Consider the following 16998-nt stretch of genomic DNA (forward strand, 5'->3'; position numbering starts at 1 on the left):
ATAATAAAAAGTGTACGCCCATATGACAGAATTTACCGCCACCACTAACATGATGGACATTTCTACCCAGCCACACTCATCTGATGAGTACCTGAGTGAATCGCCTCACTCATTTGATACATATCAGGGTATGACTGACAGTGAGTGTATGGATGACGACATGACTAAGCCTAAGAATAAGGCGGATGTGATACCAGCGGTTGATGTTGCATTGACGGGTCGGCATCTTATCGAAGCGTCAGCCGGTACGGGTAAAACGTGGACACTAACTGGCATTGTACTGCGTCTGTTGATTGAAGCACGGCGTGCGCCAGAGCAAATTATCGCGACGACCTTTACCCGCGCCGCTGCAGCTGAGATGCGTCAGCGCATTCATGATCGTTTGGTGGATTTTTATCAGCTGCTGCAATGGGTGAATAGCCTGAGTGCTGACCCCGCTAATAAAGAGAGTTTGTATCCGCATATACTACAGGTGACACCTGATAGTGATAAGGATAAGCAAGCAGTCAATAGCTCAAATACGGATTCAAACGCTGAAACAGATGTTGATGAACTAAATCAAGACGTTGTTTATAACAACGTTCATGACAAAAAAGCCGCTGCTGAAAAGCGCGCACAAGCAAAAAAAGATCGTGAGGATTGGCTGATCGCTCAGGCTAAATATGTGCGCTTAGATGACATCATGCAAGACCCTATTAATCTGCATTTGGTCGGCTACTTGCTTGATCATGTATACAGCTATCCAATGACAGAGGCCATTCGACGCACGGCGCTGGTATTAACCACCTTGGATAAGCTGTTTGTCGGCACCCTTGATAGTTTGGCGCAAAAATGGTTGAAGGAGTACAGTAGCGAGACCGGTCATCAGCAAGGCATGGCTATTATTGAAGACAGCAGTATTGAGCAAGTGACTGACAGTATTGTTCATGATGAGCTGCGTCAGTTTCAAAGTAGGCTGTATCATGAGCAGCCTAAATTGTATGCATTGATGGATCAGCAAGGTAAGCTGACGGCGGTTGGCGATCATAAAAGTTATGTGACTCGGTCGCTGAATTTTATCTCTGCGCCGATTAATGAGGTTGTGAGCAGTGATTTTTCTTTTGAGGGTTATGAGCGGCTTATCCGCAGTATCATTGAGCGCAGTGACGAGCTTGATGCTTTCTTTAAGCCTGACGGCGAATATTATGAAGTTCCCAAAGGACAATTGCAGAATAACAGAGAGTCTTGGCCGAAAATAATTCAAGTGTTAGAAGAGTCTGGTCCCGCCGCTTACAAGTTTATATCAGACACAAAAACTTATACTGGGAAGTTAATCGAAGCTTTTGAGAAGACTGATGATATAGGCAAACAGTTCTACAAGCCAAAAGACGGTGAAAGAGTTAATTTAATATTTAATGAATTGCAGGTAGTTCGTGACTTCAAACGGTATATTGAAGAAAGTAAGACGCTTGATGAATACGTCATTACTATTTTAGCTAATCTAAATCGCCATATCGTGCTTGCGGTTCGTGACAGGCTACCGATTATCTTAGAAGAGCACGGTGAGACCACATTTAGCTTGCAGATGGTACGTTTGAACCAAGCATTAACGGGTCGGCAAGGAGAGAAGCTGGCACGTTATATTCGTCATCACTATCCAGTGGCATTGATTGATGAGTCGCAAGACATCAATGGCGAGCAAGCCATTATGATTGAAAGTATCTATCTGCCGAAGCGTAAACGTAAACCGTCGGCCAATGACAAACAGGCTACTAATAAAGCCAACCATGAGTTTTTATTATTGGTTGGTGATCCTAAACAGGCCATTTATGGGTTTCGCGGCGGTGATGTCGCCAACTACAATTATATGAAAGCCCAGTTTGACAAAAGCAGCCTTTGGACGCTTGATATTAACCGTCGTTCAAACGCCAGTGTGATTAATGCCCTAAACTGCTGGTTTGGTATGCCTGCGCCAGTGACTAATGAGAATAGGCTCGCACAGTTAGGTAGTGGTATTTATTATCAACACATTACAGCACATAAAGAAGAAAATCAGCTGTCTTGGTTTAATGAGCCAGACATACTAAACAGTGACCTAAACAGCGACTTAGTAAATGACGTGCTCTCTGCTCAGCCAGTGAGTGTGTTGCACCTGCCTTATGATAAAGACAAAGAGCTTGAGTACGATGAGCATGAAATCACAGCGCGTCATATTGCGACCTTACTCAGCAGTGGTCAGACATTAAAAGGCAAACCGATTCAGCCGAGTGATATCGGCGTGCTGGCACGTGCCAAAAAAGATTTAAAACGGGTTGAAGACGAGCTAGTAAAACTCAATGTGCCGACCTTGACCACCAGTGATGTCAGTATCTTTGAAACCGTCATGGCAGAAGATGTGGCAGCGCTGCTGAGTGCCATGCTATACCCGTATCGTCATGACATGATTAATCGGGTGCTGACCAGTCATCTATATGGTCTGAGTATCAAGAATGTCAAAGCCATGATGACTGACCATGAGTTAGGGGCTGTAGATTTAAATAGCGTTAATACAAAAGCCATTGATAATCAGAAAAGCTATCAAGACTTTATTAGCTATTTAAAAGAAGGCACACAGCGTTGGCAGCACTTTGGCATATTATCGGCCATGCATTACTTGTTAGATCAAAGCCCTATGCAGCCGCAAGGCGTTTGGCAAGCATTAGCAGCGCATCCAGAAGGCGCGCGTCATATTATGGATTTGCGTCATGTGATGGATATCTTGGCACAGTATGGTATCGGCATGGGTGAATATGAGCTGCTAGCCTGGTTTAGACAAAACATAGATACCGCTCCTAGCAGTGATTGGGCTAAGCAGTATCCGCTGCCTACAGAGTCTGGTGTGCAGATGATGACCATTCATAAATCAAAAGGGTTGGAGTTTCCCATTGTTTATGTGCTGGGTATGGGCGATGCCAGTAGGAAGTCAGGTAATAAAGAAGAGTATGGATTGTATCTCTATAACGCGCAACAAAACCCTAGCCAGCAAGATGATACTCAACAAGACGCTATTCAACAAAATAAGTCAGCGCTAGCTCAGCAATCGACAGGCAATCAGCGCCGATTCTCTCCTGTACAAGGCTCTGCGACCACAGAGGGCTACTATACCGATATTGAGACACAAGAGGGCTTTGATGAGATGCGCCGGCTTGGTTATGTGGCATTTACTCGCGCCAGTGAGCAGCTTTATGTGGTATTAAAAGATGCCTATAGAAATACTGATTGTAACTTCAGACCAGTGTGTTATTGGTTTGACTCAGAGGAGGCCAAGTTTGAGTTGCCAGATAGACTTAAAGGCACCATAGGTATGATTAGAGGGCATAAAGTCAATGATTTCTATAACGTTAATTGTGCTGCCGCTAAAGCAGGCGCATTAACGGATAATGGAGCGCTTGCCTCGATTAAGCCCAAAACCGAGCCTATTAAGTATGATGATTTTTCAGAGGTTATGAAAATCAATTACTTTTATGGTTGGGCTAAGACCAGTTTTACGGCCTTAGCCCGTCAGCTAGACGAATCAACGCAGACAATGGCTATTATGGATGAGCGTATTGATGATGCGATAGATATTGATATGACCGAAACTTCGGTTTCAGTTGTGCCATCACTGAATGATAATGAGTCTGCTGAGCAAGTCAATGAGTTAAGTCTCAAGCTAAAGGATGATATTCGTTTTACTTTTGTGAAAGGTGCCGATGCTGGTACATTTTTGCATGAGATATTTGAAAAAATTGATTTTAATAATAAATCGCAGTGGTCTCAGGTTATCGATAGAGCCATCAGTAGCTATCAGCTGCCGTTGGTGTATAGCAGTGCTGAAACCCAAAGCCGTCGATTACAAGCGAAGAAGCAAGAGCAAGGTAATGAGAGTTCATTTGAGACTGATTCATTTAATCCTGACTCGATAGATGCTAGCAAGCATGCAGCTCTCATTGGCTGGATTGAGGAGGTGCTACATACGCCGCTATTAGCGTCTAATCAACCGTTATACTCTATTGATGCAGGTCATAGGTTCGCTGAATTAGAGTTCAATATGGGGCTGTCAGAGCGTTTTAAAGCACAGGATATTAATAGACTCTTTCAACAGTACCTGCCTAATGAAACCGACAAACATGTCAATCTTGTTCCGCAAAACAAAGCGCATTTGTATCGTTATTTACGTGGTGAGATCGATTTGGTGTATGAGCATGCTGGCAAGTATTACGTCGTCGACTATAAGAGTAATTTTTTAGGAAATAGCCTAAGCGATTATAATGAAAACACCCTCAAGCAAGCAATGTCCAAAGCAGGATATTGGTTGCAAGCAGCGATTTATCAGGTGGCGTTGCATCGATTCTTATCTATGCGGATTAATGACTATGCAGGCAATGAAGATAAGTATTTGGGCGCGGTGGAGTATGTTTTTTTACGGGGCGTATATGATCCAGCTGCCTCGTTAGCTATTGAAGCAGAAGATGCTAATACGCTTGACGGTAGCAACTTAATGCACAGTAATTCAATAAAGCATAAATCAATAAGCAGTGCCCGCTATGGATTGGTGACTTGGGACATTCCTATTGATTTTATTAAAGCCCTAGATGCATTGTTTGGCATGTCAAGTTAGCAGGCTATACAAAATGAATTAGATAATAAATTTGATGCATAGAAATTACTATAGCAATCAATCATATAAATATAGAGAAGAACATACCATGAGTAATAATCTATGAATAATAATAAGAGCAGGGCTGCTATTAGCCTGCAAGACAGCTGGGCCAGTAATATCAGCGATTATATTTTGCTGCGTCGTCAGCAAACGCATGTGGCCTATAGCATGACAGATGCCAAGCTTAATGCTAGTAGTGCAAAAGTAGACAGAACACCAGACAGCGGCTTATTTACAGCCTTATTTACTATGTTGGCGACGCATTTAGAAGAAGGACATACTGTACTCACCATTGAGGAAACTGAGCATGAAGTACCGCTCAGCGGTCATATTAATGACGAGCTAGTGACACTATATGCTTGGCAACAGCAATTATTAGAGATGCTAGCAACGCCGATTATTGCCTTGATTGACACTCAAATAGAGGTTCAATCAGAGGTCGATATTACGGTTGAGCTATCAATATTTGTATTGCTAGAGACTTTATTTGCTAAGCAAGACCAGCTATGGGCGCAGCTGGCACTCAGTAATCATGAAAAAGAGATGTTGGTTAAGCGGCTGGATACAGTTGAATTATTATGTAAGTTATTAAAAAATAACGACTTATCGACTTTTACTAAGTTAATCGATGAGCACACTCTGTTCGCTAGCGTTAACGATAACGTCAGTAATAATGAGAATAAAAATAGCCTAAGCAAAAACAATCAACCTATCATTTATCAGCTTATCAATAACAAAGAGGCTGATAAACAACATACGACCATCACGTTTTGGTTACACCGAGCTTGGCAAGCAGAGTTCAACTTAGCAGAGCGCATCAACATTATTTTAGACCAGCAGGTAACACCGCTAGAGATAGCAATACCCAAAAACCTTCATGAGCATCAGATAAAGGCAATTAATGTCGCTAATAACAATGCCTTTAGCATTATTACTGGTGGTCCAGGCACGGGGAAGACCTACACCGTTGCTCAACTAGTGATTGCGCTGCAACAGGCGACGAAGAGTGGGGGAGATGTGTCTGAAAGCATTAGGTTCAGCACTGACAGTGCCAGTTTGGCATTAGCAGCACCAACTGGTAAAGCTGCACAGCGTATGCAAGAGTCTCTGCAGGCAGCGTTAGACGCAGCGAATGTTGAATTACAGTTGCAAGAAGCAAAAACTATTCATCGCTTGTTAGGTATTGGTCGGACGGGCAGACCGCGTTACGATGCTAACAATCCACTTGGCGAAGAGATTATCATCGTCGATGAGGCATCGATGCTAGGGGTTGAGCTGGCGAACTATCTTGTGAGTGCGGTAAAGCCTGGCGCAAGGCTTATATTGTTAGGAGATGCGAACCAGTTAGCCGCAGTAGATGCAGGGGCTGTATTGGCTGACTTGTGCCGCATACCGCAGTTACAACCCATTCATGCAGAGCTAACAGAGAGTCGTCGATTTACAGCAGACTCGGGTATCGGTAAGCTTGCTTATCAAATCAACAAAACAGAGACAGATACTCAAGCTATTTGGCAGTTGTTAAAGCATGATAAGGCACTGAGCTTTCAATATGTGAATAGCGTCAACACCTTGCAAACAGACACTTCTCTAGATAATAAGATAGAAAATAGCCTAAGCAAAAATATGAGTATTTCGAACCTCACTATGAATTACCATCCCTACCTAAATAAAATTAAATCATTACTGACAAATCAAATAGAAAAATCCATGCCAGAATCAGTTAAAAACACCATTACTTCATTAATGGAAACCTTTAATCAGTTTAGAGTATTAACTGCAGGTCATAATGGGGAGTGGGGCGACCACTACATTAATAACTATCTTACTCAATGGCACCTTACTGAGCTTAAGCTACCACTGGGTCAAAACACATGGTTTCATGGTCGTCCCGTTATGGTCTTACAAAACAATTATGAGCTAGGGTTGTTTAATGGTGATATTGGTTTTTGCTTGCAGACAAGTGATGATCGCAGTCGACTCGAAGTATTTTTTGAAAATAAGAAACAAGGGATTGCCGTCAATCTGCTTAATGAAGAGGTGATTGCCACCGCCTATGCAATGACCATTCACAAGTCGCAAGGGTCTGAGTTTGATCATGTGACCATTACCTTTGATAATAGTCATGCAAGATTGCTGAGCAAAGAGCTTATTTATACCGCTGTGACCCGTGCCAAAAAACAGGTAACCATATATAGTACGAAATCTGCTTTGGAAAAGGCCGTCCAGACACCCACTGAGCGCCATACGGGTTTGGCATTACAGTTTTAATAATACCAAACAACTTTACCGTTGACGCATACGCGTACTTAGTAAAAATAGTCCAACGAAAAAAGCACCCAGTGGGTGCTTTTTTATTGTTCAAACTAAAGACTGACTAAATTTTGTCTTCTTTAATAGCATAGATGCCAGGCAGATGGCGCAAGTAACCATGAAAGTCCATACCACAGCCATAAACATAACGGTCGGCGACATTAATACCGACAAAATCAACATCAAAATCGGCGACTTTACGATCATGTTCTTTATTGAGTAATACACAAGATTCAATAGTTAGCGGTTTTTCTTTACCTAACTCTTCTACGATAGCTTTTAAGGTAATACCTTCGTCAAAAATATCATCAATCAGTAATACGTGCTCGCCTTCAAGGCTAACATCAGGTTTGAATTTCCAATCAAGCTCATTGGTGCCTTCATTATCACGATAGCGTGAAGCATGAATATAATGCATACGATGATAGAAGGTTAAATGAGTCAGCAGCTGACCGGCTGGAATGAGTCCGCCATTCATAACAACCATAACGATTGGATTAAGACCAGCATAATGAAGGTTAAGTTGAGCGGCAAGACGCTCATAGGCCGCAGCTACTTCGATACTACTAATGAGGCATTCTGAGTTGCGCAGGGTTTTTTCAATTTCTTGATTACTGATTTGAGTCATGAGTTGCGCCTTCGAGGAAAAGTGCTGCTTATTTTAGCAAGCTTTGGTGATTTTGCCCAACGAGATATTACTTTAAAGCAAAAATAGTGGTTTATTTTTATCGTTATCTGATTAGTCAGCCATCTTTATAAGAAAAGGGCGGTAAAAACGAGCCAAACGATTTAATCCAGCATCAGGTAGCTGCGGCAATAGTTTGTTTAGGGCCATGCCCATACCCTTATCGATACCTACTTTAGCAACCGGAATAGATTTGCGTTTGATCATACCAAGCTTGAGTGTTTCAGTGAATTTGCTAATAAAATGATTAAGTGCTTCTTCATTCATAGTTTCAAGCGCAATTTTAAATTGACTCTTATCAACATTGTCAGGCGTAACCGCATCAAAACCTTCGATAATAGTATCAGCAGAAGCTTTAGGTAGTTCAAACCCAACACGGCGAACACCTTCATTATCAATAAACATGGTCTCGTTCTTCAAAAAATTAAAGCTTGGCATGATGTCTTCGTTTTTATCTTTACCAAGTAGTACGTTGAGTAGAGTCTCTGTCGCGCGCTCAATCGTATTTACAATCTTTCGCATGGATGCTTGGCGATCCGGATTTGGAATTACATCTATCAAGCTCACCAATAGATTCTCATTTAGCTCGCGGGCGATTTGCTGAGTGAGGTCATTGCGATAAGGATAGTAATCCACTTGTTCACCTGAAGTGATCATACGTTCAGCCTCATCAATCATATCATTCAATTTATCTGATGGTACAAATCCAAAATAGTATGTCATTTTATTCCTTATAGATACTTAATAGGATAGATAACTAATAAGTGTTTAATAAATACTTATTATCATATCCGGCGTCAGTATAGCCAAATTATCTGCGCGAGGACATCTTAAACCAATAAAATAATAGGTCGACGTCTGCATCCATTGACTATGTGCATAATTGGTGAAAATAGGGTATGGGTGTGAAAATATCAACAATGTATTTTAACAATTATTGATACCTATACAGTATTAGGGCTACGTTTACACTACTCAATAATGGACATTAGACGTTACATTTTATGTCGGATGGATTAAACTTAATGCGTTATATCCATATTTTAACATTCAATATTTCTTTATGTTTTACGTCAAAGCCGTCTTTATTTAATACAGTCTTAACGAAAAACATAATAATTACTTCCTGCCAGCATTAACTAGCTCACTAAGGCAACAATGGAATGAAAAAAGGACAAGAGGAGGTGTAAATTTCACCATCCTCGCCTTATCTAAGGAGAGATAAGATGAATAGCGCTATTGTATTATTATTTGGGATTGCCGCAATGCTTTGCGGATATTTGTTTTATTCAAAATTTATCGCGACCAAGATCTTGGCGTTAGATAATAGTCGTCCCACGCCAGCCCATACGATGAAAGATGGGATAGATTATGTACCTACCAATAAATATGTATTATGGGGACATCATTTCACCTCTGTAGCAGGTGCTGCGCCAATTATCGGTCCTGCCATCGCAGTCATTTGGGGCTGGGTGCCAGCTGTGCTTTGGGTGGTATTCGGAACGATCTTTATGGCTGGTGTTCATGATATGTCCGCCATATGGGCGAGTATGCGTAATCGTGGTCAGTCTATCGGCTCTATCGCTGGTACGGTCATGGGCACACGCGTACGTAGTCTGATGATGGTTGTTATATTTTTATTATTACTAATGGTCAACGCTGTATTTGGTGTCGCTATTGCTAATATGCTTATCAAAACGCCATCAGCGGTATTACCAGTATGGGGAGCATTAATTGTTGCCTTCATCATTGGTCAATGTATTTATCGCTATCAAATGAGCTTGGGTTGGGTGTCAGTAATTGGGGTTGTTGCTCTTTACGGTCTGATTTATCTTGGCCCTATGTTCCCAGTCGTATTACCTGAGACTATTTTTGGACTGCCAGATAATGCTGTCTGGATTATTATTCTATTCACCTATGCCGCAATTGCTTCGCTACTACCAGTATGGATGCTATTGCAACCACGTGACTATATTAATGGGTTGCAGCTATTCGTCGGTTTGATTCTGTTGTACGCCGCTATCTTTATCTCAACGCCTAACATTGTCGCGCCAGCAATCAATACTGACTTACCGATAGGCACACCGTCAATAATGCCATTATTATTTGTGACTATTGCTTGTGGTGCTATTTCAGGATTCCATGGATTGGTGGCGACAGGTACAACTTCTAAGCAAATTGACAAAGAAGAAGATGTACGTTTTGTTGGTTACTTTGGTGCACTTGGCGAAGGAATGTTGGCATTAGGCGCCATTCTTGCTGCTACTGCAGGTTTTGCGACCCTTGGTGATTGGCAAGCAGTTTATCAAAAATTCGGTGACGGCTCGGTTGGAGCATTCATTGATGGCGGCGCGGCGATACTCAATGCTGGTGTCGGTATCGATATGGTATTGTCACAGACGATGCTTACGGTAATGGCAGCACTATTTGCCGGGACAACAATGGATACTGGTGTTCGTCTGCAACGTTACATTTTCCAAGAGTTTGGTGAGTTCTATAACCTTCCAATTTTAAGTAAAAGCGTGGTCGCTACCTTGCTAGCAGTTGGATCCTGTCTATTATTGGCATTTGGTGCGGGCGGTATTGGCGGTGAAGGCGGCATGATTATTTGGCCACTATTTGGTACTACTAACCAGTTGATGGCGGCATTAACACTCATGATCGTAACCGTTATCTTATTACGTAAAGGCAAACCGGTTTGGTATACCTTAGCGCCTTTGTCGTTCTTATTAGTCATGACGGTTTTTGCATTGTTAATCCAGCTTAAAACTTTCTATACCGATGGCAATTGGTTGCTTATTATTATGGATATCGTCATCATGATTGCAACGATTTTGGTTACTTTTGAGAGTTTCTCTGTACTGCGCCGTGAATGGTCGCAGCATAAAGGTAAAAATGAGAATTAATTAAATCTGAAATATTTGAGCAGAACAAAACGCTAGCAATTGCTGGCGTTTTTATGTTGTGAGATATTGCATTGTAGGGTGTGGTTAGCGCAGCGTAACCCACCACTTAATGATATTATCTAATAAGTGAGTTCTTAAAATTAAGGCAAAACTATGGACGATATAAAAAATGACAAGCCTTTATGGCAAAGATTCCTAGCAGGACTTAATGAGTTCTACCATGCACCATATCGGCAAACAATGGCACGCGCTGCACGCGATGAAGAAGATTTATTTATGCTAATGATGTTCGCGGAGAGCCTCGGCATTGATAACCCAGCCAGCTTTTATACACTTGAGCTACAACCGCTTTTTTTAGAAAATTTCCATGAATGGCATACACGAATGGGTATGGAGAAATGCCCCTTTGATCATGTCGGCTGTTGCTAGTTGGGTGACTAATTAGATGGTTAGAAGTAACTATAAATAATAACTATAAGAAAAAACATACAAACATAAAATGGGATGGGAAAGGATTATGGCCTTACAACCTTTAAATGCATTGGTCACCCAGCTAGCTGCTCAACCGATTATATTTGTTGGTGGTAAAGGCGGTGTTGGTAAAACAACGACAGCCGCCGCACTTGCCAGCCATTATGCTACTCAGCAAAAAAAGACTCTCATTATTTCCACTGATCCAGCGCATAGTTTGGGCGATGTATTAAATGTAGCGCTCAGTAACGAGAAGACAGCAATTACCCCTTACCTTGATGCGCTTGAGCTCAATCCAGATATTATCGTTGATAACCATTTTGCACAGGTCGAGCGTACCATCAAAGGTTATGCCAATCCTGACATGATGCCCAAGATTCGTGAGCATCTACGTCTGTCAAAGTCTGCGCCCGGAGCACAAGAGGCCGCCATGCTCGAATCGATGTGTCAGCATTTGGTGGCGGCAGCGGATGCTGGCTACGAGCATATAATCTTTGATACCGCTCCAACTGGGCATACCTTGCGCTTATTAGTATTGCCAGAGATGATGGGAGCGTGGACAGATGGATTATTAGCCCAGCAGCGGCGGCAGTCTAAGTTACGCTCGGCAGCGACGAGTTTGGATTTAGATAACAACAATTATAAAGACAATGATAAAAACGACGTCTCAAACCCCTTTGCTAAGCAAAAGCCAGATCGCTGGGAGCAGGCAGTATCTGTCCTAGAAAAACGCAAGCAGCTGTTCCGTGAAGCAGGGTTGTTACTACATGATCGTAAGCAAACAGCCATTGTATTGGTAATGACTGCTGATGTATTGCCATTGGCCGAAACTAAGCGCGCCATCCAGCAGTTAGAGGAAACCAAACTCACGCCAGCGGCAATCGTGGTCAATCAGCTGATAACGCCTACGCAAACCGATGAGTTTTGGCGCAAACGTGCAGACAGACAACAAGGGTTGATGAAAGAGATAGAAAGTAATTTTACAAACTATCCGATATATCCCATTTATTTACAGCAGACAGACGTACGCGGTAGTGAAGCTTTGAGTGAGTTATTGAGTTAGATAAGTTATTGAGTTAAATCTGACTCTCAACTTAGTATGGACTTTAGTAGGGTTCATTCCATACTCCATTATAATTTGATAGGTGCTTAGAAAGCACCCTACGCTCTAGAGAGAGTCATCAATTAAAACCGTTACTCACGATCATGACTATGCGCCTGCAATTTACTCGCAAGTGACCATGCAGCATCAATACGCAAACTTTCCGCTTGCTCTGACTTACCACTACTGAGTGACGACCATTGCGGCTTGCCACGGGCTTTTTTTAGCTCACTTGGCAGTTTATGGGTAGGCCAAGGGGTAATCGGGTTGCTTTCATCATCACTAAGTTCAACATTGTCATCAGTCGTGATTTGCTCTTTTGCGTACAGGAGCTGCGTCGCATCAGTTGCAGCGTGACCACGATGACGCACGGCAACTAGTAAGTCCATAGCACGGGTAGCAAGAAGGGTTAGGGTAGCGGGATCAATATACAAACGCTTCACACCGGATAACTTATCAGCGATACTACCCGTATTGGACAACAGACCGCCTGCAATACCACCTATCGCGGCACCCAATCCTAAAGTCGTACCCAACGCTGCCGCATCAATACCCAATCCCAATAACGCGCCAGCCGCCGCACCAGAAGTCGTACGAATACCATAACTTTTGAGCAATTCAGGATCAAATGGATCTTGTTGATAGGCTTGCAACTCAAGTGGAGTCGCTGCTACAGCATTATCGTAAAATTTATAAAGATTTAATAATTTATTCTGCATGCTACGCTCGCTTTGGCGAACGGCTTCTTGCATCTGCTGCAACACAGGCATCGGGTCATCATCTTCATTAATTTCTTGGACGAAGGCGGCGACATTTAATAAAAAATCCGCAATGATGATATTCGCCTCATCGTACAGACGTGCCCAGTTTTCAGTCCGGCGCTGCATCAATTGCTCAAGCATTTCAGCATGAGTAAGCATAGTCGCTAAATTCTGCCAAAGTCGCATTTCATCGGCAAATTCAAAAGCCACAGAATCAAAACGGGTGGATATATGCAAATTACGGCGCGCCAGCATGGTTTGCCATTCATCGATATTGGCATCCTGACTATCAGTGAAGTTAAATACGGGCATAACCGGAATTGCTGCCCACGACAAAATGGTTAATTCGTCTTTATACTTACCGAGCACAGACTCACGCGCATCGACCACATAAATGGCCATATCACTTGCCAGCAGCTGGCGGATAACTTTAGCTTCTTGGCTATAATCCTCACTGCTACCTAAAGTGTCACCACCCTGCGCATTGTCTGCTGCCAAAAATTGTTGTAAACGCTCAATACCATCACGGCGACTGGCAGTATTATCCTCCAGCCAATCCATCAGGCCAGACGCATCTTCCAAACCCGGCGTATCGTACAAGGTGACCAGCACTTCGCCCGTTTGGTTATCCGTTAATTGCGCACGCTCAACATGACGAGTAGTTGCAGCCTCATTTTTGACTTCACCAAAATAGACATCACGTAGCAAGGTACGCAGTATTGAAGTCTTACCCGTATTGGTATGACCAACGACTGCCAATTTTAATGGCTCGTCACTGGCAATTGTGGTTTTACTGGTTGTTTTGGTAGCGTCTTTTGGTGACGTTGATAAAACCGATGAATCGATTAGGCTACTATCCGTAGTAGATTGACCAGTATTACTCGCACTCTGTTCTTTACTGATATCAATAGGTGGCGTACCCTCAATAGGTTTGGTAGACGAATTGGACGCATCATAAGCCTTATCCGCAAAAAGGCTCTTCGGCTGACTGTCAGAATTATTATTGTTATTATTCATGATAGGGTCTTATATTAAATGTTATTGGTCGATTGCGGCTTTCAGTTGTCGGATAACAGCACTTAATAACATCTCGTCAATCTCAGTTAGCTCATTTAATCCGTAATCATAAGTTTTTAAGATCATCGCTTTTTGATCTTGAGTAAGGTGCACTGATATATCACCATCTTTTATCATTCCTCGATAATCTTCTAGCGTTACTTTTCTATTATCTTTCATGTCCAACCTCCTCTTGACTGTCGATTTGGCAAATACTCTATGAAAAAATCACTCTTTTTCATACAGATACATCCTCATCTATAAGCCATTGTAACCAAACGCCCTTATAGGGTCTATATAAGCGATGTTATTGCTAATCAGTCATTTTTAAACGGCACTAGGTGGACGAAACAATACTTTAAGCTTGTTCTTTAATCCTTTGGTACGGAAGAAGCGTTGCCACATACGATAAAATACGCCAAATATTAGGCTGATAATATTATCGTGACTGGCTTCACCTACTGCGCCATATTTCACTGGGTTATTAACCGTATCTTCTTCTACGTAAGTGCCAAACCAACGATCAAAAAGTATAATAACGCCACCATAGTTTTGGTCGATATAGTCGCCATTGGTACCATGATGCGCACGGTGGTTGGATGGAGTATCAAAAATATATTCAACCCACCTAGGGAATTTGCCAACCGTTTCAGTATGAATAAAGAATTGATAAATCAGATCAAGCGCGTAGAAGAAGAAAACCCAAACCGGATGGACGCCAAGCAGCATCAGCGGGACAAAGAACAACCACCAGCCTGTGATTGAGTACAATAAACTTTGGCGCATAGCCGTTGATAAGTTCATTTGATCGTCGGAGTGATGTACCACATGCGCTGACCAAAACCAGTTGACACGATGTGAGCTACGATGGAACCAGTAATAGCAGAACTCGACCGCGACAAATATAGGAATGGCCGTTAGCCATGTGACTTCAATCGTAAACAAGCGATATTGATATAACCACAAGCAAATAGGCAGCACGACAAGTGCTTGAATAATCAGCTCAAAGCCTAAATAAGAGCCACCTAAGCTAAAGTTGGTCATGGCACGACGCCAACCAAAGGCAGAACCGCGCCCACGCTTAGATTGATAAAACCATTCCGCTAAAAACAGTAAGAAAAACGGTCCACCTGCCAGCGGCAATAGCCACTCTTGCCAATGTGCAGGTAAGATACTCGCCAGCATGGGCTGCCAAGACTCAGGCGCGATGGCTAAGATACTCTGATTGATCGTCTCTTTGTAAGCATCTAAAGTCTGTCCGTACTTGCCTAAACTTATTAGACCGTTACTACTATTATCTGTCATTGCCATAACATCCTACCGCATATCTACCATTGTGGTCATCCTTGACTCTTTAATATAAGCTTGACGCCTTACAAAATCAGCATTGCTTATGAACGCATGCGTCATCTGCAGTCGGTCTTATATAAAAATGATATAGGATAGGGCTGCTGGTATGGATTTTTTGCAGCATCTGTCTACGCAGGCACAGTAAGCAAAGAAAATTTATATCAATAGCACCTCATAATGAACCACTATGAACGATTCTCTACCAAGCCAATATTACGTGCGGATAATGCCGTTTGCCATTGTTGATAACGGATAGCCTGAGGAGATTTTAGATCAGTAGCCACTACAGATGTTGAGATATTATTGATATCGGCGCTATCCATTCTGTCATTATTTAACAATTGAACGATAAGGCCATGTTTTGCATGAGTAGCAATGCGGTCAAGCTTACGCAGGGTGCCACGATCGGGCAATGCCTGGCTATGAATACCTAGCAATACTTGTACTGGATTTTTATCTAAATAAGTCGTTAGGCGATCCATATCATCACGGTCATCAACGATACCGAAATTTTCAATCTCACTATCACTATTCGTATCGTTAAGACCTACTTGCCACCAATGATCCTGCTCTGATGGATACTCAAGTAGTGCAACCAGCTTTTTGCCAGCACTAACGCTCGCCTTTGGTGCTACCGGTGCTGGCGCTTCATTGAAGTCATCGGCATCTACTACTTGACGCTGCCAAAAGTTAATAATCTTTTGATAATAGGGGAGTTTGATATCCAAGCGCATTTTTTTGCGGCGAAACATTAGCGCACAAAATCCCCAAGCGATCGCACGCGGGACGATACCATACATAATTAGGCTACCAATTAACAAGCCTGCCCATTGCCGCGCGACAGATAATGGCATAGCATCTGTTACGAGTCGGCTCTGCACAATAGCAGCATTGTCCGGCACATCAAAACCAACCATACTTGGTAGCCAGCCAAGCACTTGGGTCAAGCTAATCAGCGCCTGATCTGATAATAACGTCGACTCCCAGCTAAAACTATACTGACGCACAATCAATAAAAAAATGATCGCAAACATCATTCCTGTCAACGTTGCCAGCCACAATTGGTGACTAAACCGACCTAGATACCAACGCATCCCGCTATGCTGCAATTGACGCTCGTACAATTCCACTGCCGCCTTAGTGACATCGTCCTTACCGCGTATCAGATAACTAGGACTAACAAAGTTTGCAAACCAACTGGGAGACTGTCGACCTTGATTAATCAGTGTCATCACTAGCCAGCCACCCAGCATAAGTGTATGAAAACCCAGCAGGCAAACCAACACATAGAAAAAATTGACCACGTTGGTCTGCAATAAAGTAAACAAGCCCAAAAATCCTGACACGCACCACACGACACTCATGACTACCATGATGCCTTTGATACGGCCGTCAATTTTCCCTAACACCCGTGCAAGATTGCCATTGCTGTCGATACGCGAAGCTCGACGATGTAGCTTTTGAATAGGCTTACCGTCTTCTACCTGTAGTTTTTCAGTCACCAATAAAGGATCAGTTGTGAAGACATGCTGCTGAGTCTCAAGCGTACGTACCAGCTCAGTTAATTGGTCTTGGGGTGATAGCATGATGGGAAGATATCCGTGTCAGTGAAACAAACATTAGGTCATTTAAATGAATAGTTATTCAAGCGTATTGTAGCGTATTTGGCAAGATTATTATTTGTGATTATCCATGCT

General features: G+C 42.6%; 11 protein-coding genes. 5 read left to right on the forward strand and 6 right to left on the reverse strand.

Going from position 1 to position 16998, the window contains the following annotated elements; genetic code table 11:
* Nucleotides 1–22: 22 nt before the first annotated feature.
* Together ACTQ9S_RS00770 and recD are read left to right on the forward strand one after the other, a co-directional pair.
* Nucleotides 23–4618, forward strand: a complete 4596-nt coding sequence (locus tag ACTQ9S_RS00770) for a UvrD-helicase domain-containing protein (protein ID WP_440453277.1) — start codon at nt 23–25, stop codon at nt 4616–4618.
* Between the two features lie 102 nt (nt 4619–4720).
* Nucleotides 4721–6928 carry an exodeoxyribonuclease V subunit alpha gene (gene recD, locus ACTQ9S_RS00775; RefSeq protein ID WP_440453279.1) on the forward strand — a complete coding sequence of 736 codons (2208 nt, stop codon included), beginning with the start codon at nt 4721–4723 and terminating at the stop codon, nt 6926–6928.
* 106 nt (nt 6929–7034) lie between these two features.
* Here recD and ACTQ9S_RS00780 read toward each other — a convergent pair whose 3' ends face one another.
* A complete protein-coding gene (locus ACTQ9S_RS00780) occupies nt 7035–7598 on the reverse strand; it encodes a hypoxanthine-guanine phosphoribosyltransferase (protein WP_068035828.1) in 564 nt (187 codons plus the stop codon).
* Nucleotides 7599–7709: 111 nt separating this feature from the next.
* Nucleotides 7710–8378 (reverse strand): hypothetical protein, encoded by a 669-nt coding sequence (locus tag ACTQ9S_RS00785; RefSeq protein ID WP_440453281.1) that lies wholly within the window; start codon nt 8376–8378, stop codon nt 7710–7712.
* A 503-nt stretch (nt 8379–8881) separates the two neighbouring features.
* Here ACTQ9S_RS00785 and ACTQ9S_RS00790 point away from each other — a divergent pair.
* The 3 genes from ACTQ9S_RS00790 to ACTQ9S_RS00800 all read left to right on the forward strand — a co-directional run bounded on the left by ACTQ9S_RS00790 (nt 8882) and on the right by ACTQ9S_RS00800 (nt 12095).
* Nucleotides 8882–10561, forward strand: coding sequence for a carbon starvation CstA family protein (locus tag ACTQ9S_RS00790; RefSeq protein ID WP_440453282.1), 1680 nt, complete (start codon nt 8882–8884; stop codon nt 10559–10561).
* A gap of 153 nt (nt 10562–10714) precedes the next feature.
* Nucleotides 10715–10990, forward strand: coding sequence for a cory-CC-star protein (locus ACTQ9S_RS00795; RefSeq protein WP_440453284.1), 276 nt, complete (start codon nt 10715–10717; stop codon nt 10988–10990).
* Between the two features lie 88 nt (nt 10991–11078).
* The gene (locus ACTQ9S_RS00800; RefSeq protein ID WP_440453286.1) at nt 11079–12095 is read left to right on the forward strand and encodes an ArsA family ATPase; all 1017 of its coding nucleotides are present in this window, start codon (nt 11079–11081) and stop codon (nt 12093–12095) included.
* Nucleotides 12096–12226: 131 nt separating this feature from the next.
* On the opposite strand, the gene ACTQ9S_RS00805 is transcribed toward ACTQ9S_RS00800, so the two are convergent.
* The 4 genes from ACTQ9S_RS00805 to ACTQ9S_RS00820 form a co-directional block, all read right to left on the reverse strand.
* A complete protein-coding gene (locus ACTQ9S_RS00805) occupies nt 12227–13912 on the reverse strand; it encodes a DUF3482 domain-containing protein (RefSeq protein WP_440453288.1) in 1686 nt (561 codons plus the stop codon).
* Between the two features lie 21 nt (nt 13913–13933).
* Complete coding sequence (locus ACTQ9S_RS00810; protein ID WP_350656389.1) at nt 13934–14131, reverse strand: hypothetical protein; 198 nt, start codon at nt 14129–14131, stop codon at nt 13934–13936.
* A gap of 147 nt (nt 14132–14278) precedes the next feature.
* The gene (locus ACTQ9S_RS00815; protein WP_440453290.1) at nt 14279–15262 is read right to left on the reverse strand and encodes a sterol desaturase family protein; all 984 of its coding nucleotides are present in this window, start codon (nt 15260–15262) and stop codon (nt 14279–14281) included.
* A 224-nt stretch (nt 15263–15486) separates the two neighbouring features.
* Nucleotides 15487–16887 (reverse strand): DUF2868 domain-containing protein, encoded by a 1401-nt coding sequence (locus tag ACTQ9S_RS00820; RefSeq protein ID WP_440453292.1) that lies wholly within the window; start codon nt 16885–16887, stop codon nt 15487–15489.
* Nucleotides 16888–16998 lie beyond the last annotated feature (111 nt).

The sequence above is a fragment of the Psychrobacter sp. ASPA161_9 genome (assembly GCF_051970275.1).
Lineage (GTDB): Bacteria > Pseudomonadota > Gammaproteobacteria > Pseudomonadales > Moraxellaceae > Psychrobacter.